This window comes from Streptomyces sp. NPDC050508 (assembly GCF_040655155.1).
In the GTDB taxonomy this organism is placed as follows: domain Bacteria; phylum Actinomycetota; class Actinomycetes; order Streptomycetales; family Streptomycetaceae; genus Streptomyces.
The window spans coordinates 236,699-256,234 of the sequence record NZ_JBFAJJ010000013.1 but is presented as its reverse complement, the minus strand read 5'-3'; the positions used below and the strand labels follow the sequence as shown (position 1 = coordinate 256,234).

Sequence of the window (19,536 nt, the reverse complement as noted above, 5' to 3'; positions counted from 1 at the left end):
CTAGGTCGCCAGCGCCCGCCGCAAGCCGATCCTGGCCAGTTCGGCCACCGCTTCGGCGCGGCTTCGGAAGCCGTGCGCGCCGGTCGGCTCCACCGACGCCAGCGCCCGGGCCGCGTCGCGCAGCCCCAACTCCAGCTGACCCGAAGACCCGTCACCCGCGCGGAAGGCCACGGTGCGGGCATCCGACCACAGGTCCGGGCCCGGATCGTCGGTCAACTCGTGCCGGGCGGACACCTCCTGCCACTTCCCGTCCAGCCGGACCCGCGCGGTGTACACCAGCCCGGTGTCATCGGCCTCCGCCCGCCCACCGGCCAGCAGTACCCGGCCGCCCCACGGCTCGTGGTCGATGTGCCCCACCACCCGGACACCGGGCGACGCGGCACCACCGACGGGCAGCGGCAGCTCCACGGTCACATCCAGCACCAGGTCCGCGCCGCCGATCCGCCCACGCGTCCGCTCCCGGAACCGCACCCCTCGCGGCGGATCCTGCATCGCCGTACACGATGGGTCCTTGGCCACGCCCGAGGGATCGACGCCGTCGAGGTAGTCCCAAGTGTCCCGGTAACCCATCGCCACCAGGGTGTCCGCGGTGATCCGCCCGGTGAAGAACTCCGGATCGAGCGGCAGCGGGTACGTCGGCTTGACCACATGGAGCACGAACGGCCTTCCAGCTGACGCCAGTTCGGCGAACAGTGCCCCGTTGGCGCTCATCTCGATCATGTGCACGTACTGCTCCAGCGGGCCGTCGCCCCAGTACGGCGAGTTCCCGATGCACCACACCAGCCACACCTCGTCGGCGCCACGGCGCAGCGACTCGCCGACGTTCGCGTCCTGGACCCACACCGCGTCGGTCCACACGCGCCCGCCGCGCCGCAGCGGTGGCATGAACAGTGGCAGCGACATTCCCGCAGCCATCAGTTCCAGGTCGATTTCCGTGTTCGGGACGGCCACGCATGTTTTGGTGACGAAGTCGACCATGTTGAAGGTGCCCGGTACCGGCGAGGAGCGCACCGCCTCCACGTCGATTCCGAGTGCGGGGAACACCCGGCGCACCACCCCGTCGGCGTCACCGATGGCCGGCAGCGCCCACGGTCCCCGCAGATAGTCCTGCAGTGGCAGCGGTGAGCTGAAGTCGCGGACGTCGAGTTCGGACCACCGTCGGCCCATCTCCGCAGGATCCTGCCCCGACAGCAGCATGCCCGTGGTCATGATCCCGCCCGATGTGCCGTCGACGTGGTCGAAGGACAGGCCGTGCTCCCGCAGCGCCCGCACCACGCCGGTCTGCCAGGCGACGCGCATCCCTCCGCCGGCCAGCACCAGTGAACGCCTCGTCATACGCCCGCCCCGGCAGCTCGTGGTGCCCCGCCCCGGTGGACGAGCCGCCGCCACATCAGCCAGCACAGCACCGCGGTGGCCAGGTCGAACACCGCCACCAGCAGCGCTGAGGGCCCGAACAGGCCGCGGGCGACACCGACACCCACCAGGACGAACGCGCAGAACTTCTGTGCCCCCGCCCACTGCAGCAGGTACGGCGGTGGAGCCGCGGTCACCAGAGCGTGGGCGAGCAGACCGCCGACGACGGCCATGAACATCCCCACCGTCGCGAACAGATGCCTGGTGGTCGTCGTCGAGTCCGCCGACAGAAGCCCAAGGATCAGGCCCGGCGCGACCAGTTGGACCACACCGGACAGCACCGTCACCGCGGCGACGAGGACGAGGGTCAGGCGCAGCGGGTCGCTCGTGACACGGAGTGGCAGCACGCTCATGACAGCGCTCCCAGCAGGTCGCTCTTGGCGACGACGTACCAGACGACGGCGGCCCAGGTCACCGTCGAACCGACGAACCGGATGTCGTTGAGCCGCATCCAGCGCAGCAGCAACGAGGTGAGCCCGGCGGCGCCTTCGAACTCCCCGCCACGGACCTTCTTGTTCACCGGGATGATGATCAACTGCCCGACCCAGGTGAGGAGGGCGATGCCGGCCAGGCAGACCGCCGAGAGGGCGACGTACCAGGTGCCCCACTCGCTCCACACCAGCACGATCCCGGACACGAACATCGGCGGCACCACGACCGTGAAGAACCTGGTCGCCAGCGTGGTCGGCACACCGAAGTGGGCGCCGACGTTCTCCGGGGTCAGCGCCCGCCACGTGGGGTAGAGGAAGAACCGCAGCACCCACATGGTGCCCATGTACATCGTCGCGCCGAACAGGAAGTACAGGGCGTTCACCAGCAGCAGGGTCTCCCTCACGACTTCTCCCCGACGTCGATCCGCGGTGGCTCCAGCCACTGCTGGGACAGACCCAGGTCGACGACGCTCTTCAACGTGTCGCCGTACGTCCGCCCCGGGTCGTCGCCGGTGAGGAACCAGCTCTCGAAGTGGTCGTCGAGCACGCCTCGGGTGGACGGCAGGAAGCAGGTGAACACCGGGTCGGCGGCGATGTCCAGGTCGTGCAGGCCGGCGACCTGCGGCGCGTCGCCGAGGACGAGACGGGCGCGGGCCCGTTTGCCGAACGCGACGTCGGCGGCGCCCTCGAAGTAGATGAACGACTTCATCAACATGCCGCGGAACGCACAGTAGTTGGCCGCCCCCACGCGCAGTGGCAGGGCCGTCGCCGCGGGGCGCTCGATCTCGATGAACATCCCCAGGTGTCCCTCGGTCTCGTACTGGCTGGACACGACGGAGTCGGTGGCCTTGAAGTCGAGGTTGGCCTGATGCTTGGGCATCCCCCAGATGCCCTTGCCGCCCTTCACCGAGATCTCGCTGCTCACCGGCAGGTCCACGACGTACTGCCCGGTGCCGAACGTGCCGCGCAGCAGTCCCGGCAGCAGCGGCGGGGCCGCCCGGCGCCCGTGGGTGCAGGCGATGGCGATGGAGTACTCGATGTACCGGCCGATGTCGGTGCGCACGTAGTTGACCACGGTGATGACGAGCAGTCCCCGGCCACCGGGCAGGGCCACCGGGTGCAGTTCGTCGCCGGGCAGCAGCCGGGCGGCCGACGCTAGGTCGACGGTGAACGCCGCCATCAGGGCCGGGGTGTCGACCGAGTCGACCGGTAGTTCGAACGGGATGCCGTCGACCAGCGAGTGCCGTCCGGCAAGTCGGCGCTGGCGGCGCGGAACCGCCGAGGGGAGGGCCGAGAGGCCCAGCCGGACAAGCGGCAGCAGCAGCCTCATCGGGCCAGCTCCTTCAGGATCAGCGGATACGTGTCGGCCGCCGCGCGGCGGCCGAGGAAGACGTCCAGGTGGCCGTACCCGGGCAGGACGTGCAGGCTGTCGCGGCCGGGGCGGTGCTTCTGCAGGAAGTCGAAGGTGCGGCGCTGGCCCTCGGCCAGGAAACACCGGTTGTTCTCGCCGGCCAGCAGCGCGAACCGGGCGTCGGTCTGCGGGGCCTGCGCGACGAAGGACCGCGGCAGGCCTTCGATGCCGTCCGTCGACACCAGGTGGCCGGCCCTGACGCACCGGTTCATCTGCTCGAAGAACGTCATCGGGACCTCGGCGAACTCGCCGCGGATCCAGTCGTGCGTCGCCTCGTCGAGGTTCGCGTGGGACCACAGGGCCGGATGGCCTGCGCCGTATGTGAAGCTGACCATCCGGCAGACCGAGTTGCGGCACTCCCGATGCGTCGCGCGGACGAACCCGACCATCAGCCGGGTGAGCGGTCCTTCGGGCCGGTCGCCCCAGGCCGGTGACACGTACGGCAGGACGCGGCCGACGACGGGTGCGACGCGGCGGATCTTGAACGCCGACAGGCGGGGTACGACGGTGTGCAGCGACACGGCGTTGCTGACCACGGTGTCCACCTCGGGGAGCAGCCCGGCCACCATCGCCATCATGAACGACGTGGAGCCCTGGCAGTGCACGACCGCCTTGAGCCGGTCGGCGCCGGTGGCCGCCAGCACGTGCGCCACCGCGGCGGGATGGTCGTACGCCGCGGCCTGGTCCAGGGTCCAGGGCACCGGGTCGAGGTCGATCGACGCACGCCAGTTGAGCAGCCACACGTCCCATCCCTCGTCGATCAGGCTGTCGACGAAGGTGCGCGGCAGTGGCGGCCTGAAGAGTTCCGCCCGCACCCCGGCGCCGTGCACGACCAGGACAGGTCCCCGAATGGGCGCGTGCCGGCCCTGGACGTGCACCACCGTCAACGGTCTGCCGTCGAGTGCGGTCAGCGGCTGCACGTCCGTCACATGGTCGCCGTGGGTCGTCGGCCGGTCGGGTGGGTGCGTTCGGGGTATGTCGGTCATGGAGTCCTCGCCTCCCGGGCAATCACGAAAGGGTCCTCGATCAGCCGTACGGCAGGTGGCTCGGCCGGTACCGGGCGCTTCCCTCCGTCCGGGGCGTCCAGCAGGTTCCACTCCCGGCAGACGACGTCGATCAGCAACGGGTAGAGGGTGAGGTCGCCGTCCGGTGCGATACGCAGACGGACGAAGCCCTTGCAGTCCTCGACCGACTGGCCCGACATCTGCCAGTCGGCGACCGGGCCGCTTCGCGCCGCGACCATCCACAGTGCGAAGACCTCGGAGCCGGCGACCGCGCCCACCAGCGCGGCGACGGCCATGCCCACCACAAGCACGGACCATCCGGGCCAGGAGGCCGGGAACGGCAGCGCGACGGTGACTGCCAGGATCGCCAGTGCGACCGCGGCCTGGAGCAGAACGGCGGTTGTCGTGGCGGACGGTGCCGCGTGTCCCCGTCTGCGCACCAGCCGGTACACCAGGCCGAGCACGAGCAGCAACACCGCGACGGACAACACCACTTCGGCGAAGCGGCCCAGGTCACCCATGTCGGCGTCACGTACGGCGTCCAGGGGACGGCGCGCGCCGATGGACAACGCGAACAGGATGTTCACGACGGGGAACAGCCCCGCGTGCACCCCCGCGACCAGTTCGGCGAACCCCGGGTTACGGCGGGGCAGCCAGTGCGGTGACCACGGCAGCGCGATGCGTCGGGCGATACGCCGGGACTCGCCGATGGCGGGGCGGGTCTCCTCCGCGCGGACGAACACCGCCGGCGGTTGATCCTTGTCCCGCATCCGTGCGGCGCCGGGCGGCAACGCCACCACCGGTGGGAGCTGGTGTGTCGCCCCCAGGTAGGCGCCGCCGAGGCCGCAGGTCACCATCTGGCGTCGCCGCGGGTCCGGGGGCAGTTGAGCGGATCCGGGCGGGTCATCGGGCAGTTGTTCGGCGTACCGTGAGTAGAGGTGCTCGTCGCCCGTCAGCCACAGCCGGATCGTCGCGTTGGTCGGCTCCCGTAACCCGGTGGCGGGATCGACGCGGGTCCGGACGACGTTGCGGTCGAACCAGTGCAGCGAGTTGAAGGCGTCGGGGTGGTTCTCCGCGCTCTTCACCCAGGTGGGTGTGGCGGAGCAGACGATCACGCCGTCGCCGGGGCTCAGGTTCGCCGACAGATGGGTCTCGAAGTAGCGCAGCTGGGGGTCGTCGAAGTACGAGCCGAGCTGGCTGTCCAGGCCGACGAGCCACCAGTTCTGCGGCAGCCGTACACAGAAGTAGCTTCTCGTCTGCCGGGTCTGCCAGCCGCCGATGGCCCGCTGCTGGGCGAACATCCGCAGGAAGGCGCTGAGCCCGTCGTACCAGTCGTGGTTGCCCGGCAGCGCGACCATGAGCAGCGGGTCGGCCGCTGACGGCAGGGCCGCACGGTAGGGGCCCTTCATCCGGTCCTCGTACGCCGTCGCCGACGCCACCGGATACACCTCGTCGCCGCCCAGGACGAGCAGTGAGCCGCGGTCGAGACGGACCGGCCGCGTGCCGGGTCGGTCGACGGTGATCTCCTCCGCCGCCAGGACCGACGCCACCGAGGCTGTCGCGTCGAAGCCGTCACCGAGGTCGGCGACGAAGTCGAACCAGAGTTCCCGCGCGTCCGGATCGCCGAGCGGTGCCCGCAGCAGGTCCGCGCTCAACGCGCCCTGGATCTCCCGCTTGTCCGAGTAGTTGGCGAAGACCCCGGCAAGTACGACCTTGACCGCCGTACGGGCCAGCTCCCCCGGTGCCAGCCAGCGCACCGAGTCCTGCGGGGTGAAGCCGAGTTCGTCGGTGCGCTGTCGCAGTTCGCGGAGGTTCATCCGGGCTCCCCGGCCGCTATGAGCTGTGAGCCGTAGATGGCCCACAGCTCGCCGAGGAACAGCCGGCCGAAGCGCCCCAGCGCCCGTGCGGGGTGCGGGCCTTCGGCCCGGAACGTCGTCAACTGCTGGGCGAAGTCCCCGACATGGATGGTGATGATCCCCGCCCCGAGCACCGGCGCCGCGTCGTCACCGTCCGGCTCGACATGCCCGGCGAGCACGCGTAAGTACAGCGTCGAGGTGTCCCGCCATACGTCGACGCCTGGATCGTCGTGCACCTCCTTGTGCCCGACGAGCGTGAGCGTGCTGCCGCCCGGGGCACGCAGGTGCAGCCGGTACAGCATGCGGCGCCGGCTCAGGTCGTCACCGCGGATGAAGAGGTTGAACCAACCACGCTCCACAGGGAGTCGGCCTCCGAGGACGTCACAGTCGACGTGGCCGACGGCGGCAGCCGGGTGGTCCGGATCGGCGACGAAGCGGTCCACGTCGGCGGCGGTGATGGTGAGCCGGAACGCCAGTCGCTGCTGCAGCGTGCGGCCGAGCGCCCGCCCCTGCTCCGGGTCCTGGACGTCGAGCGCGATGTATCCCTTCATCTCCTCGGTGAAGGACAGGCTGGTCGACCGCTCGCCGTCCGCGACGGGCGAGGCGGCGTCGACGGCAGCGGCAGCGTCCTGCGTCGACGTGGACCCTGCTCCGGCGACCGGCCCGGCGGCTGACGCGGTGTCCGGCGCGGGCGTGGCGTCTGTGCCGCGCGGCTCGCGGGGGCCTGCGAGGATGCGGTCGCAGGCCCGGTCGGCGAAGGCGGCGATCGTCAGGGACGGGTTCGCGCCCACCGGCCCGGGCAGCGCCGCACCGTCGAGCACATACAGCCCCGGAAGGCCGAAGACCTCGCCGAACGAGTCGCAGACACCTTCACCCGGATCGCGGCCCATCGGAGCGCCGCCGAGCGGATGCACGGTGATCACCCGGCGCGCCCACCACAACGGGTTGTCGCGGAACTCGGCGCCGAGCGCGCCGGCCATGTCGCTCATCGTCGACCGGACGCGTTCGAAGTAGCGGCGCGACGTCCGGGTGGTCCAGTCGACGTCCAGGTAGCCCTTGCGCAGGTCCATCCGGCCGTCCGGCACATCGCGGCCCATGCCGAGCAGCGGCAGCGACGAGTCGGAGAACACACCGGGTCCGAGGAGCAGGGCGAGGTCGTGGCTGATGTTGGTCTGCGGGCTGGACCCCAGCCGTTCCCGCAGCAGCCGCAGTGCGAACGCGACGGTCCGGTGGGCGAGTCCGGGTACCCGTGCCGCCTCGGCGAGCCAGTCGACGAACACCGGGTAGCCCGCGTCCTCCACGTAGAAGCCGCGTCCCGACGAGCCGTCCCCGTCCAGCTCGTCGCCGACCCGGACCGCACTGGTGATCACCGGGCCGGTGCTGCTCCGCAGGCTGCGTGGCCCGCCGCCCTCGGCAGCACGGGTCGCGTTGACCACGAGCCCGAGCAGGTCGCCGTTGCCAGAGAAACGGGTGCCGAGCGCCCTGCTGATGCCGCGCAGCGCGGCGCGGTTGCGCAGCAATAGGTAGGTGGAGCCGAAGGTGCCCGCCGCCAGTACCAGTCGGGCGCAGCGGATCCGCCGCAGCGGCAGTTGGCCGGTGGCGGTGGGACTGCCCTCGTCCGCCGGGTCGTGGACGACGTAGCGGACCTCGTAACCGCCGCCGGGCAACGGCTCGAAGCCGCGTACCTCACAGTGTGTGCGGATGTCGGCGCCGTGGTGCCGCGCCGCCGACAGATAGGTGTGGTCCAGGGTGTTCTTGGCCCCGAAGTTGCAACCGAGGTCGCACTCCCCGCACTTCCGGCAGGTATCACGCGGTAAGCCGTGGAGGTTGCCGTAGGCGGGTTCGGGGACCGGGGCGCCCGGGACCGGTGCCGTGCCCGGCCGGGGCGCGAAGGTGACGGCGAGGGGCGGGCGTGACACCTGCAGGCCGAGCCGGTCCGCGGCCTCGTGCATCGCGACGGTCTTCGGCGTGTCGGCGTAGGGGTACGGGGTCGCGCCGAGCATCAGCTCGACCCGGTCGTAGTGCGGGTCGAGGTCGGCACGGCTGATCGGCCAGTGCTCGTAGCCGCCGCCGGGCAACGGCGACTCGTGTACGAACCAGTGCTCGTCCTTGCGCAGCAGGACATTGGCGTAGATCAACGACCCGCCGCCGAGGCCGCTGGAGACGACGCCTTCCAGGCCGCGGAACGACCAGATGTCGAACAGCCCGTGCATGCCCTCGCTGGGATCCCAGAAGTTACGGGCCATTCCGGCCGGCGTCCGGGGGAAGCTCCCCGGAGGGTAGGGCTTGCCACGCTCCAGAGTCACTACGGACCGGCCGCCCTCGGCGAGCCGGTAGGAGGCGACCGAGCCCCCGAATCCCGATCCGACGATGACCACATCCGCCTCGAACCGGTTTCCCGATCGCTTATTCGCCATCATCCCCCCAGATGATCGAATAAGCCTATATTAGATGGGAAACGGGGAATATAACCCGCCACGTAAGGGACTGTTTCCGACGTTTGTATCCGCGTCGGCCGATACCGGGTGTCAGATCGTCGCCAGGGCGGACCCGTAGTGTCAGTGTGTCGTTGAGGAGCCGAGCATCGGCAGCGAGATGAAGTCCGCGATGGCCTGCTGGCCGGCGATGTTCGCGTGGATGCCGTCGCCGTTGTCGTACGCGGGGTTGATGCTGTTCGGCTTGAGCGGGTCCTTGAGCACCTGGTCGAGGTCCGGTACGCCGTCGCAGGTGCCGGAGCAGGTGTTCCACTTCTTGACCCAGCTGCCGACGGTGAAGCGGTCGAGGTTGTTCTGGTCGGTATAGCCGGGGCGCGGGGTGATGGGCGTGACGTACACCTTGATACCGGCGGTGTGCAGGCGCTGGAAGACCGCGCGGTAACTGGCCAGGATCTGCGCCGCGTTGCAGCCGTCGGCGAGGTCGTTGGTTCCGTAGTAGTAGATGACCCCGGTGACCCCGTGCAGCGCGAGCACGTCCCGCTCCAGACGGGCTCCCGCGTCCAGGCCGACGGCGAAGTCGGGGATGTCGGGGCAGGCGGCCGAACTCGTGGTGCCGCTGATGCCCCCGTTCGCGACCGCGAGTTGCCCCTCCACCGGGATTTCGGAGGCGATGCGTCGGGCAAGGTCGTCCGGCCAGCGGCGGTTGGTTCCCGTTTCGGTGCAGCCCGGCCCGCAGTTGGTGCTGCCGACACCGTCGACGACCGAACTGCCGTACGTGACGATCGTGCCCTTCAGCGCCGCGTTGTGTACGTCGACGGCGCTGACGAGATAGGTGGACTGGACCGTCTGCGTGTACGCGTCGCCGTCGGCCTCCGCGGTGTGATCGCCCGACCCCGCCGGGGAGAGGTAGTTGGTGCGCAGACCCGTGGTGTGCTCCCCCGGCGTGGCCGTGCCGGCGACGGACAAGGACACCGCGATGTCGTCCTGGGGACGGGACGGGAGCCCGGCGGCGTCACTCCAGACCTCGCCGCCGGGCGGGACGACGACGTTGCGGCGGCCGCCGAAGGTGACAGCGCGGACGGACCCGCTGATCGCCGCACCGTGCCCGCTGCGGCCCACCGTGGCGGCGTCGATGGTCAGTGGGGTCGTACCGAAGGTGTTCTGGATACGGACGCGCAACGCGTCGCCGCCCTGGCTGAGATGGGTGATCATCCGTACGGACTGGTCGTGCAGCGGCGTGCCGGCGAGGTCCTGCTGGGACTGCGCCCAGGAGGTGAACCACGCCCGCCCGCCCGGGTGTTCGTCAGCCGAGACCGAGGTGGTACCGGCGAGCCCGGCTGCCGCGAGAGACAGGGCCAGTACGACGAGGGCGGTGCGGCGTGTTGCGGTTCTGCGGGCCGGGCGCATGCGGGTGCTGCCTCTCTGACATGGGACTGCCGGCGGGGGTCGGGATCAGTCGGGCAGCGCCTCGCCGCGGGTCTCGGGCGCCAGCGGTACCAGGGCCATGCCGATGACGAAGACCACCGCGGTGAGGCTGAGCGGGAGCGTCAGCGAACCAGTGGCGTGGATGCCGTAGCCGATGAGGAAGGTGCCGGCGGCGGCGAACCAGCGGGAGAACGTGGTGGTGAACGCGAAGGCGGTGGCCCGCATCCGGGTCGGGTACTGCTCGGGCAGCCAGATGGTGAATACCGCGAAGCTCGCCCCGCCGAGCCCGAGCACCGGCAGGAACGCGAAGGTCAGGCCGATGGAGTGCTGCGGGTAGGCCAGCCCGTACGCGCCCACCGTTCCGACGGCCATCAGGGCGAAGAGCGAGGCAAGTGTCCTGCGGCGGCCGAGACGCCCGGCCAGGCGGGGCACGATGAAGCAGCCCAGGATGGTGAAGGCGGCCACCGTCATGGTGGAGAGGCCGGCCAGGCGCACGGTGGTGGTGTGGCTGTAACCGGCGTCCTTGGACAGGTTGTTCATGGCGGTGGGGACGTAGGTTGATCCGGCCCACAGGCCGATGACGCACACCACCAGGAGAACCAGGTTGCCGATGGTCCGGGCGCGGTACTGCGTGCTGAGTACTTCCCTGACGGGCTGCCAGAAGGACCGGTGAGCGCGTTCGGCGGCCCTCTCTTTCCAGCGCTCGGGCTCCGGCGTGGTACGGCGGATGAGGAAGACGGCGAAGGCGGGTATGCCGCCGAGGAAGAACATGCCGCGCCAGCCGAGCGCGGAGCCGAAGAGGAGGTACACGGCGGCGACGAGGAGGACGCCGAAGTACGCGGCCGAGTGCATCAGGCCGCCGAAGCGTATCCGTACCCGTTCCGGCATGACTTCGGCCAGCAGCGTGCCGGCCATGGCCCATTCGCCGCCGACGCCGATGGCGGCCAGGAAGCGGAAGGCGTTCCACTCCCAGAGGTTGGTGGCGGTGCCGGCCAGGGCGGTGAACACCGCGTACATCAGGATCGAGACCATCATGGCCGGCTTGCGCCCGAACCGGTCGGCGATGGGGCCCCAGATGAAGGAGCAGCCCCAGCCGAGGAGGAACAGGGCGGCGCTGATCTGGCCGTACCAGCCGACGTTGTCGGTGGTGTCGGCGATGCCGGCGCGGGGCAGGAGGTCGGCCATGGTGGGGGCGAGGACCAGCCCGAAGATGGTCCAGTTGAAACCGTCCATGGCCCAGCCGCCGAACGAGCCCCAGAAGGCGTGCCGTTGGGCCTGGGTGAGACGGTCGGTGGCGGGGGGTGGGTGCGTGGTGCTTGTCGCGGGTTGTTCGTTGATCGTCACGGGGACCTCGATTCGACTCGAAAGGTGACGAGGAGTCCGGGCCGGTCTGCTTGCGTGGTCCGGTTGCAGGTCAGCCGGCGTGGGGGACGCGCGCGGGAAAGGTGCCGAGGTCGGCCGGCATGCTGTCGTGGTCGGCGGCCGGCCTGGTGGTGGGGGTGTGCGGGCGGTCCTTGACCGGGGCGGCTGCGCGTCTACGGATCGTTTCGCAGCGTGGATGGCCGCCGCGGGCTGGGCGGTGGTTGAGCCGAGGAGAGCGGTCGCTGCTTCGTCGAGTCCGGGTTCGACGACGCGGGCGGTGGCGAGGCCGAATCGCAGTGTCTCGGGGCCGTCGATCAGCCGTCCGGTGAAGAGCTGAAGAGCAGGTCGCGGGCGGTTGCGAGGCCGGTGAGCGGCGAAAGGCGGGCTGCGCAGGCGGGCGGCACCAGACTGCTCCAGCACGGGACGGGCATTCCGAGCCGGGCATCCTCGGTGACGACGCGCAGGTCGCAGGCGCAGGCAAGTGGGCAGCCCGTGCCCGGGGCGGTGCCGCGGAGGGACGCGACGACGGGGACGGGCAGGCCCTCGATGGCCGTCGGGGCGCTCTCCATGGCGGCGACGCTCGCGTCGGTCTCCTCCGGTGCCGCGGAGAGCCACTCGCGCGTGTCCGAGCCGGAGTTGAAGGATGCGCGGCCACAGCTGGAGACGACGGCACGCAGCGTGCGGTCCTGGGCCAGGTCTTCGAAGAGAGCGGCCGGCGCCTGCCGGTCGTGGGTGCCCAGAGCGTCGGCCCGGCGTCCGGCGCCCACGCATACGGTCGCGAGCACGCGGTCGCGCCGACTGCCGACCGCCGCCGAGCCAGTCACCGTACGGCCCCGCGAGACCGGCCGCGCTGTGGCCGGACTCGACCGATAACTCGCCGGTGTGCCGCACCGGCAGTGGAGGTGCGGTGCGGATGAGGGTGGGCGCGGTGCTGCGGGACCGGGCTGCTTCGGTCGGTGCCATACCTGCGCGGCGCCTTTCTGGAGCGGGCGTGATCCCGGTTCGGGCGGGCCTGACCAAGGTCCTGAAATTGGCTGGACCACTGGACCACTGGACCGATCGGCTAGAGTGTCAGACCCCTGCGAACTGCTGTCAAGGGGCTGCGTCGAAGTCCGAACACCTCTACTGGGAAAGGGACTTGAGCCTGTGTCCGATGCACTGCGTCCGCTGTCAAGGCCCCGCCTGTACGAGCAGGTGGTCGAGCGGCTGCGGGAGTACGTACAGAGCGAGGGCCTGCACGCAGGCGACCGACTGCCTCCCGAACGCGACCTCGCCGAACGGCTCGGCGTCAGCCGCACCTCCGTACGGCAGGCGCTCGTGGCCCTGGAGGTCCAGGGACTCGTCGACACGCGGCACGGCGGCGGCACCTACCTTCTGCGCGACCGGCTGGACGCGGAGCCGCTGGAGACGATGATCGACCGGCGGCGTCGGCTGCCGGACGTCCTGGACGCCCGGGACGCACTGGAAACCAAGCTCGCGGCGCTCGCGGCCACGCGCCGCACCGACAAGGACCTGGCGGAGATCGAGGCGGCGCTGACCGCGATGAGCGAGGCGGTCGAACGCGGCGAACTGGGAGTTCCCGAGGACCAGCGCTTCCACGCAGCCGTGACCGCGGCCGGCCACAGCGCCCTTCTCGGCGACTTCATGGCGGAGATCTCGCTGTCCATCGCGGAAAGCCGCACGGAGTCGCTGCGCCAGCCCGGCCGCCCGGCGCAGTCCCTCAGCCAGCACCGACTCATCGCCGACGCGGTACGTGCGGGCGACCCCGAGGCAGCCGCCCACGCCATGCACCATCACGTCGTCACCGTCGGCCACGTCAAACTGCTGGACTGGCAGGCCGACGACTCCGACTGAAACGCGCGGCCCGTCCTCGACCTGGCGGCAGGCGGTCGGCCGTAGGAGCCCACTCATGCCTTTGCGGCCCGGGTGATGAAATCACCGGGTTCAACGACAGCAGTCGCGATCGGCGGTCGGGGCGATGGCCGGCCATGAGCGCGGTGGCCGTGGCGGGCGACCCGCCGCCACTCGCCCCGGCGAGCCCGGTCCGGTCCGGGACGATCCTGTGCCCGGAGGCGTGCTCGGTGAGGCACCTCCCACAGCCGCGGACCGGCAGGATGATCCATACCTATTCCGGCAGTGAACTGCCATGCCAAGTCCCTGTCAACGCCTGCGGAAGCAATTCTTCCGAGCCTGAAACGTGACGCCGGCGATGGGTTGACACGCCATTTCCGCCCCCTCCATCATCGGTGCAACTTTGGCGCTCCGCCCTGCACCCTGAACCACCCCCTTCGAAGCTCTCCTCCGACAGGCAGCAGCGATCCTGGAGGTCCCGTGCATCGCCGCCACCCCACATGGCACAGACCGCACCGCACTCCTGACCGCCCTGTCGAGTACGGGCCTCGTCCCACAGGTCGGCACCGTCACGAACACGCAGCATGTGCTGGACAGACGCTCGACGCGGAACTCCGGCTCGCAGCCAGCCATCACGCTCAATTTCAGCCAGGGCGCGAGCAGTTGACAACGTTGTCTCTCGACCGTCGCAGCGACAGAAGCAGCGGCCGTGGCGAGCACGGGGTGCCGTACGGTTCAGCGCCCGCGACCAGCGCGCACACCGCGCCGAGCGGGTCCAAGGGGACCAAGTGCGCTTCCCGGAACGGCACTTGCCACGCCGCCGCGAAACAGCCGGTGATGCACGGCGCTTCCGGCGTGTTCACGACGATCACGGCCAGGAGCGACACCACGTGCACCGGAGACCTCTTCGGCGACCCCACCGACGGAACGTCGAAGGCCTGTTGAACCGCCACGGGCGGTACGTGCGGGTTCAGTTCAGCGCAACGCAGACGGTGGCGCATCGGGCCGCTTCGTCCACCGTCCTCCGGGCGTCACCGGAGCACCTCATGCGCGACACCAGCAGTCGGCACCGATCCACCGCCCCGGACATTCCCCCACCGAAGGAGCCTCGATGGCCCTCCCTGAAGACCACGAAGGCCGCCACCCCGGCACCGAACTGTCTCCACTGTCCAGACGCGACCTGCTGCACTGGAGCGGTGCGACCGCCGCCGGCCTCCTGGTCGGGCTCGGCGGTCCGTTCGCCCCCGCCGCGCACGCCGCCACTCCGGCCATGGCAGCGGCGGCAGGCGCAGCTTCCGCGTTCAGCCCTTTGCGCCCGCCGGCCACCCCGCTCGCCGTACGTTCCCCGTATCTGACCACCTGGCTCGCCGGGGACAGTCTGGCGGGCACCTGGCCCACCTTCTGGAACGGGCGCATCACCGCGCTGTGCGGCATCGCCCGGATCGACGGCACGCCGTACGTCTTCCTCGGCAATCCGGCGCTGCCGGGCGGCCCGGCGCTCAGCACGATGACGCAGACCTCGCTCCAACTGACCGCCACCCGCTCGATCTTCGCCCTCACGGGCGGCGGCGTCACCCTCACGGTCACCTTCTTCTCCCCCGTCGAGTTGGGCGACCTCAAGCGCCAGTGCGTGCCCCTGAGTTACGTCAGTGTCCAGGCCGCCAGCGCAGACGGCGGGAGCCACACCGTCGACGTGCATCTGGACGCCTCCGCCGAGTGGGTACACGGCAGCAACTCCACCCAGGTCACCTGGGCCGAGCAGCAGACCGCCGGGATGACCGCGCTGACCTGCCAACCAGCCGCCCCCGGGGTGCTGGCGGAGAACAACGACCAGGCGTCGTGGGGTTCGCTGGTGCTGGCGGCTCCCAGTGTGAGCGGACTGACCTGGCAGATCGGTCAGGACACCGTCGTACGGACGGCGTCCGCCTCGGGCGGAGTGCTCGCGGGCACCTCCGACACGGCGCAGCCGCGCGCCATCAACGACCGTTGGCCCGTGCTGGGCCTCAACCAGAATCTGGGCACCGTCGCGTCCGGCAGCCCGTCGTCGGTGTTCCAAGCCGTCGTCGGCCACATCCGCACACCTGCGGTGAGCTACCTGGGGAGCAACCTCAACCCCTGGTGGATGCACTACTGGAGCTCATGGACCGACATGCTCGACTGGTTCGACGGCGACCGTGCCGCCGCCCTGACCGCCGCCACCGTCCTCGACCAGCGGATCCATGACGACGCCGTGCGTGTCGCGGGCGGCGGGGACACCGGTGAGCACTACGCGGCCGTCTGTGCGCTGGCGCTGCGTCAGGCGGTCGCCGGTACGGAGCTGGTGGACCGGGGCGGCTCGCCGTGGGCGATGCTCAAGGAGATCTCCTCCGACGGCAACGTTTCCACCGTCGACGTGATGTACCCGGCGTCCCCTGCCTACCTCTACCTCTCGCCCGCATATCTGCGGCTGTTGCTCGAACCGCACTTCCACTACGCGGAGCAGGACGGCTGGCCCAAGGTGTACGCCCAGCACGACCTGGGCGCCGGCTACCCGAACGCGAGCGGCCACCTCGACGGCAACGAGGAGGCCATGCCCATCGAGGAGTCCGCCAACTTGCTGATCATGGCCGCGGCCGTGATCCAGCGCCTTCCGGCGGCCGACGCGGCCTCCTTCGCCAGCACCCACTACGCGATCCTTCGCCAGTGGGCCGAGTACCTGGTGGCCAACACCCTCGATCCGGAGAACCAGAACCAGACCGACGACTTCACCGGCTGGATCGCGCACAGCGCCAACCTCGCGCTCAAGGGCATCATCGGTGTCGGCGCGATGAGCGTGGTGGCCAAGGCGGCGTCCAACACCTCTGACGCGTCGCACTACTTGGCGGTCGCTCGCGGCTACATCAGCCAATGGATCACCCTGGCCCAGGACTCCTCCGGCACGCATCTCAAGCTCGCCTACGACCAGGACGGCACCTGGAGCCTCAAGTACAACGGCTACGCCGACCGGCTGCTGGGCCTGAACCTGGTGCCCGTCGGCGTCGCGGCCCAGGAGGCCGCCTGGTACCTGTCCAAGGCCGGCACGTACGGAGTGCTCCTCGACCCGCGCAACGACTACACCAAGACCGACTGGGAGTTGTGGACCGCGGCCTGGCTGGCCGACCACGCCGACGCCCGCTCCATGCTGGTCAACGGCGTCTACGGCTTCGCCAACGGCACGCCGTCGCGGGTGCCCTTCACCGACTGGTACGTCGTTGCCACCGGCGCCCAGCGGGGTTTCGCCAACCGGCCCGTCATCGGCGGCGCCTTCGCCCTGGTGAACACCCCGGCGGCCGACGCCGTCGCCTGGAAACGTATCCAGAACAAGAACTCCGGCAAGCTGCTCGCCGTCAGCAACATGTCCCTGGCCGACAGCGCCGAGGTCACCCAGTACGAGGACAACGGCACCGCCGACCACCTGTGGACCGTGGTGGACAACGGCGACGGCACCGTAAAGATCTACAACCGCAACTCCGGCAAGCTGCTCGCCGTCAACAACCAGAGCACCGCCGACGGCGCCCACGTCCAGCAGTACAACGACAACGGCACCCAGGACCACCTCTGGCGCTTCGTCGACAACGGCGACGGCTGGATGAAGATCGTCAACGTGCACAGCGGCAAGCTCATGGCCGTCGACGCCGCGTCCCAGGCCAACAGCGCCCAGGTGACCCAGTGGAACGACAACGGCACGTCCGACCATCTCTGGCGGCTCGTCTGACGACAAGGGTCGGCATGCGCACGTACGTCTCCCTACTCCGGCCCCAACGGCCCATACCTGTTCGGCAGTTACCCACGAATACCTGCGAGTGGAAGGAACGCGCCATGAGACACCACACCCCTCTTCGCTGGGGACTTGCAGTCGTCTTAGCCCTCGGCACCGGCGTCCTGGGACTGGCCCCCGTCGCCGCCGCACCGGCACAGCCGGCAGAAGCCCGCCCCCTCTCCCCCGGCCTGGTCACCGCCATGCAGCGGGACCTCGGACTCGGCGCACCCCAGGCCCGAACGCGACTGAAGCGGGAGGCCGCCGCCACGCAACTCGCCCCGCGAGCCGAGCAGTTGGCGGGCCCGGCCTTCGGCGGCTCCTGGTACGACGCGAAGCGCGGCACCCTCGTCGTCGGGCTCACCGACACCGGCACCGCCGCGGCCGACTCCGTCCGGTCCCTCGGCGGCAGGGTGGTGAGCGTCGCACACAGCGCGCGGACCCTCGACGCGGCAAAGGCCGTCCTGGACAAGGCCGCCAAGGCGGACGGCGCTCCTGCGGCCGTCCGCAGCTGGCATGTCGACCCGCGCACGAGCAGTGTGGTGGCCGAGGTCCGCAAGGGCGCGGAGCACAGTGCCGCCGTGACGGCGTTCCTGGCCCCCGCTCGCACGGCGGGCCTCCTCACGATCCGCAGTTCGGCCGCCAACGACGAACCGCGGACCTTCGCCGCGGGCACTGTCGGCGGTGACCCGTACTACATCAACGGCAACACCCGCTGCTCCATAGGCTTCTCTGTCGTGGGCGGCTTCGTCAGCGCCGGGCACTGTGGCACGCCCGGCAGCTCCGTGGTCGGCTGGGACGGCTCGGCGATGGGGACCTTCGTCGGTTCGTCCTTCCCGGGCAACGACTACTCCTACATCCGGATAGGCAACGGCTGGTGGACCGTCCCTGTCGTGCTCGGCTGGGGCACCGTCAGTGACGTCCTGGTCCGCGGCTCGGCAGTAGCGCCCGTCGGCTCGTCGATCTGCCGTTCCGGTTCGACGACGCACTGGCACTGCGGCACCGTGCTCACGCAGAACGAAACCGTCAACTACAGCCAGGGGTCCGTCTACCAACTGACCGGAACCAGCGTCTGCGCCGAACCCGGCGACTCCGGCGGCTCGTTCATCACCGGCGACCAGGCCCAGGGCGTGACCTCGGGCGGCTGGGGCGACTGCACCGGCGGCGGCCAGACCTGGTTCCAGCCCGTGAACGAAATCCTGAACACGTACGGCCTGACACTGGTCACCGCCTGACGGCGAGGCCGTCGCTCCGGTCTGTCCGGCCGCTTCGAAATCCGGCCGGACAGCTCCCGGCGCCTCGTCACGTTCGAGTCCTGGCCCGGCGGAACTTTTCCCTGCACGACTCTTGCCGTCGCTCGCGGTCCCTCCCTACAGTCTCGTCCCAGTCAGTCGATACGCATCGACACCCCGTATCGACACCGAGGGAACCGAGGGAGGTGCTCGCATGGTGACAAGCCGGGATGTGGCCCGGTTGGCGGGCGTCTCCCAGAGCACGGTCTCCTACGTCATGAGCGGGCGCCGCTCGATATCCCCCGAGACCCGGCGTCGGGTCGAGGAGGCGATCGAGACGTTGGGGTTCCAACCCAACGCCGGTGCGCGGGCGCTGGCGAGTCAGCGCAGCCAAGTCATCGGCCTGGTCGTGCCGTTCGCGCCAGGGGCCGACATGACGGGGGTGCTGCCCTTCATCGAGACGATCACCAAGTGCGCCCGGGAAGAGGACCACAACGTCATCCTGGCCACCGAGGACGAGGGCGCCGAGGGCCTCACCCGGCTCAGCGACCAGTCCCTGTGCGACGCGATCGTGTTGATGGAGGTCGGGTCAAAGGACCCGCGCATCCCCGTGGCGGCCGGCCTGAGCGTGCCCGTCATCCTGATCGGCGTGCCGGACGACCCGGAGGGGCTGTACTGCGTCGACCTGGACTACACCCTGGCCGGACGCATGGCGGTGGACGAACTGGCCGCCTCCGCGCACGACCGCGTCGTCCTGCTCGGCTACCCGCGTGACGTGATGGCCCGCGACGTCAACTTCGTCCGGCGCTTCCTGCGGGGAGCCGAGGAATCGGCCGCCGCACACGGCGTCGCCTACGCCGAGGTGAGCCCGCCGGACACCAGCCGGGCCGGGGCCGAGGCCGCCCTGGACGAGGCGCTTGGCGAACGAGGGCCCGGCGGCGGCAGGTTGGGGCTCGTCGTCCCCGATCCCCAGTTGATCCAGCCGACGTTGCAGAGCCTGCTGGACCGTGGTCTGGTTCCGGGCCGCGACCTGTCCGTCATCGGCCTGTGCACGGACCGGACGGCCGAGACCTCCACACCCCCCGTCACCAACCTCTCGCTGGAACCCAGGGACGTCTCGCGCCGCGCGATGAGAATCCTGTTCCGGCTGCTGAACCGCGAGAGCGTGCCCACCTCTTCGACCGTTGAACTGGTCACCCCACGTCTGACCCCGCGTCAGACCAGCCTGCCTGCCCGCTGATCCCCACTGTTTCGCGTTCAAGGGGGATGACGCGTCATTGCTGTCGATACGCATCGACACCCCCGCGCGGTCCGCCCGAGACAGCTCCGATCGAGGAGAGA

At 70.2% G+C, this 19,536-nt stretch carries 14 protein-coding genes; 4 read left to right on the top strand and 10 right to left on the bottom strand.

The features are described 5' to 3' along the window. From AB0I69_RS33095 to AB0I69_RS33050, 10 genes are all read right to left on the bottom strand, one after another. On the bottom strand, window positions 1-1,335 hold the full coding sequence (locus AB0I69_RS33095; protein WP_363099422.1) for a patatin-like phospholipase family protein: 1,335 nt from the start codon (window positions 1,333-1,335) through the stop codon (window positions 1-3). After that, a complete protein-coding gene (locus tag AB0I69_RS33090; RefSeq protein WP_363099421.1) occupies window positions 1,332-1,766 on the bottom strand; it encodes a hypothetical protein in 435 nt (144 codons plus the stop codon). The genes AB0I69_RS33095 and AB0I69_RS33090 overlap by 4 nt, the downstream gene beginning before the upstream one ends. Then, entirely contained in the window at window positions 1,763-2,248 is a 486-nt protein-coding gene (locus tag AB0I69_RS33085) for a hypothetical protein (RefSeq protein WP_363099420.1), read from the bottom strand. The genes AB0I69_RS33090 and AB0I69_RS33085 overlap by 4 nt, the downstream gene beginning before the upstream one ends. Further along, entirely contained in the window at window positions 2,245-3,174 is a 930-nt protein-coding gene (locus AB0I69_RS33080; protein WP_363099419.1) for an acetoacetate decarboxylase family protein, read from the bottom strand. Before AB0I69_RS33080 ends, AB0I69_RS33085 begins: the two co-directional genes overlap by 4 nt. Further along, window positions 3,171-4,241 (bottom strand): alpha/beta fold hydrolase, encoded by a 1,071-nt coding sequence (locus AB0I69_RS33075; RefSeq protein ID WP_363099418.1) that lies wholly within the window; start codon window positions 4,239-4,241, stop codon window positions 3,171-3,173. The genes AB0I69_RS33080 and AB0I69_RS33075 overlap by 4 nt, the downstream gene beginning before the upstream one ends. Then, on the bottom strand, window positions 4,238-6,076 hold the full coding sequence (locus AB0I69_RS33070; protein WP_363099417.1) for a metallophosphoesterase: 1,839 nt from the start codon (window positions 6,074-6,076) through the stop codon (window positions 4,238-4,240). Before AB0I69_RS33070 ends, AB0I69_RS33075 begins: the two co-directional genes overlap by 4 nt. Beyond that, window positions 6,073-8,535 carry a GMC family oxidoreductase gene (locus AB0I69_RS33065; RefSeq protein WP_363099416.1) on the bottom strand — a complete coding sequence of 821 codons (2,463 nt, stop codon included), beginning with the start codon at window positions 8,533-8,535 and terminating at the stop codon, window positions 6,073-6,075. The genes AB0I69_RS33070 and AB0I69_RS33065 overlap by 4 nt, the downstream gene beginning before the upstream one ends. A gap of 138 nt (window positions 8,536-8,673) precedes the next feature. After that, window positions 8,674-9,957: a GDSL-type esterase/lipase family protein gene (locus AB0I69_RS33060; RefSeq protein WP_363099415.1), complete on the bottom strand. Its 1,284-nt coding sequence runs from the start codon at window positions 9,955-9,957 to the stop codon at window positions 8,674-8,676. 45 nt (window positions 9,958-10,002) lie between these two features. Further along, entirely contained in the window at window positions 10,003-11,319 is a 1,317-nt protein-coding gene (locus AB0I69_RS33055) for an MFS transporter (RefSeq protein ID WP_363099414.1), read from the bottom strand. A 332-nt stretch (window positions 11,320-11,651) separates the two neighbouring features. Then, a complete protein-coding gene (locus tag AB0I69_RS33050) occupies window positions 11,652-12,161 on the bottom strand; it encodes an enoyl-CoA hydratase/isomerase family protein (RefSeq protein ID WP_363099413.1) in 510 nt (169 codons plus the stop codon). A 322-nt stretch (window positions 12,162-12,483) separates the two neighbouring features. Between AB0I69_RS33050 and AB0I69_RS33045 the strand changes: the two genes are divergently transcribed. The 4 genes from AB0I69_RS33045 to AB0I69_RS33030 all read left to right on the top strand — a co-directional run bounded on the left by AB0I69_RS33045 (window position 12,484) and on the right by AB0I69_RS33030 (window position 19,435). Further along, entirely contained in the window at window positions 12,484-13,191 is a 708-nt protein-coding gene (locus tag AB0I69_RS33045; RefSeq protein ID WP_363099412.1) for a FadR/GntR family transcriptional regulator, read from the top strand. Window positions 13,192-14,299: 1,108 nt separating this feature from the next. Beyond that, the gene (locus AB0I69_RS33040) at window positions 14,300-16,921 is read left to right on the top strand and encodes a DUF5127 domain-containing protein (protein ID WP_363099411.1); all 2,622 of its coding nucleotides are present in this window, start codon (window positions 14,300-14,302) and stop codon (window positions 16,919-16,921) included. Between the two features lie 104 nt (window positions 16,922-17,025). Further along, window positions 17,026-18,198 carry a S1 family peptidase gene (locus AB0I69_RS33035; RefSeq protein ID WP_363099410.1) on the top strand — a complete coding sequence of 391 codons (1,173 nt, stop codon included), beginning with the start codon at window positions 17,026-17,028 and terminating at the stop codon, window positions 18,196-18,198. Window positions 18,199-18,409: 211 nt separating this feature from the next. Continuing rightward, entirely contained in the window at window positions 18,410-19,435 is a 1,026-nt protein-coding gene (locus tag AB0I69_RS33030) for a LacI family DNA-binding transcriptional regulator (protein ID WP_363099409.1), read from the top strand. Window positions 19,436-19,536 lie beyond the last annotated feature (101 nt).

What these genes read in the sequence shown, in the direction of transcription:
- AB0I69_RS33080 (WP_363099419.1), bottom strand. Translation starts at nt 3,174, where the DNA reads ATGAGGCTGCTGCTGCCGCTTGTCCGGCTGGGCCTCTCGGCCCTCCCC.
- AB0I69_RS33075 (WP_363099418.1), bottom strand. Translation starts at nt 4,241, where the DNA reads ATGACCGACATACCCCGAACGCACCCACCCGACCGGCCGACGACCCAC.
- AB0I69_RS33065 (WP_363099416.1), bottom strand. Translation starts at nt 8,535, where the DNA reads ATGATGGCGAATAAGCGATCGGGAAACCGGTTCGAGGCGGATGTGGTC.
- AB0I69_RS33030 (WP_363099409.1), top strand. Translation starts at nt 18,410, where the DNA reads ATGGTGACAAGCCGGGATGTGGCCCGGTTGGCGGGCGTCTCCCAGAGC.
- AB0I69_RS33060 (WP_363099415.1), bottom strand. Translation starts at nt 9,957, where the DNA reads ATGCGCCCGGCCCGCAGAACCGCAACACGCCGCACCGCCCTCGTCGTA.
- AB0I69_RS33090 (WP_363099421.1), bottom strand. Translation starts at nt 1,766, where the DNA reads ATGAGCGTGCTGCCACTCCGTGTCACGAGCGACCCGCTGCGCCTGACC.
- AB0I69_RS33035 (WP_363099410.1), top strand. Translation starts at nt 17,026, where the DNA reads ATGAGACACCACACCCCTCTTCGCTGGGGACTTGCAGTCGTCTTAGCC.
- AB0I69_RS33040 (WP_363099411.1), top strand. Translation starts at nt 14,300, where the DNA reads ATGGCCCTCCCTGAAGACCACGAAGGCCGCCACCCCGGCACCGAACTG.
- AB0I69_RS33070 (WP_363099417.1), bottom strand. Translation starts at nt 6,076, where the DNA reads ATGAACCTCCGCGAACTGCGACAGCGCACCGACGAACTCGGCTTCACC.
- AB0I69_RS33095 (WP_363099422.1), bottom strand. Translation starts at nt 1,335, where the DNA reads ATGACGAGGCGTTCACTGGTGCTGGCCGGCGGAGGGATGCGCGTCGCC.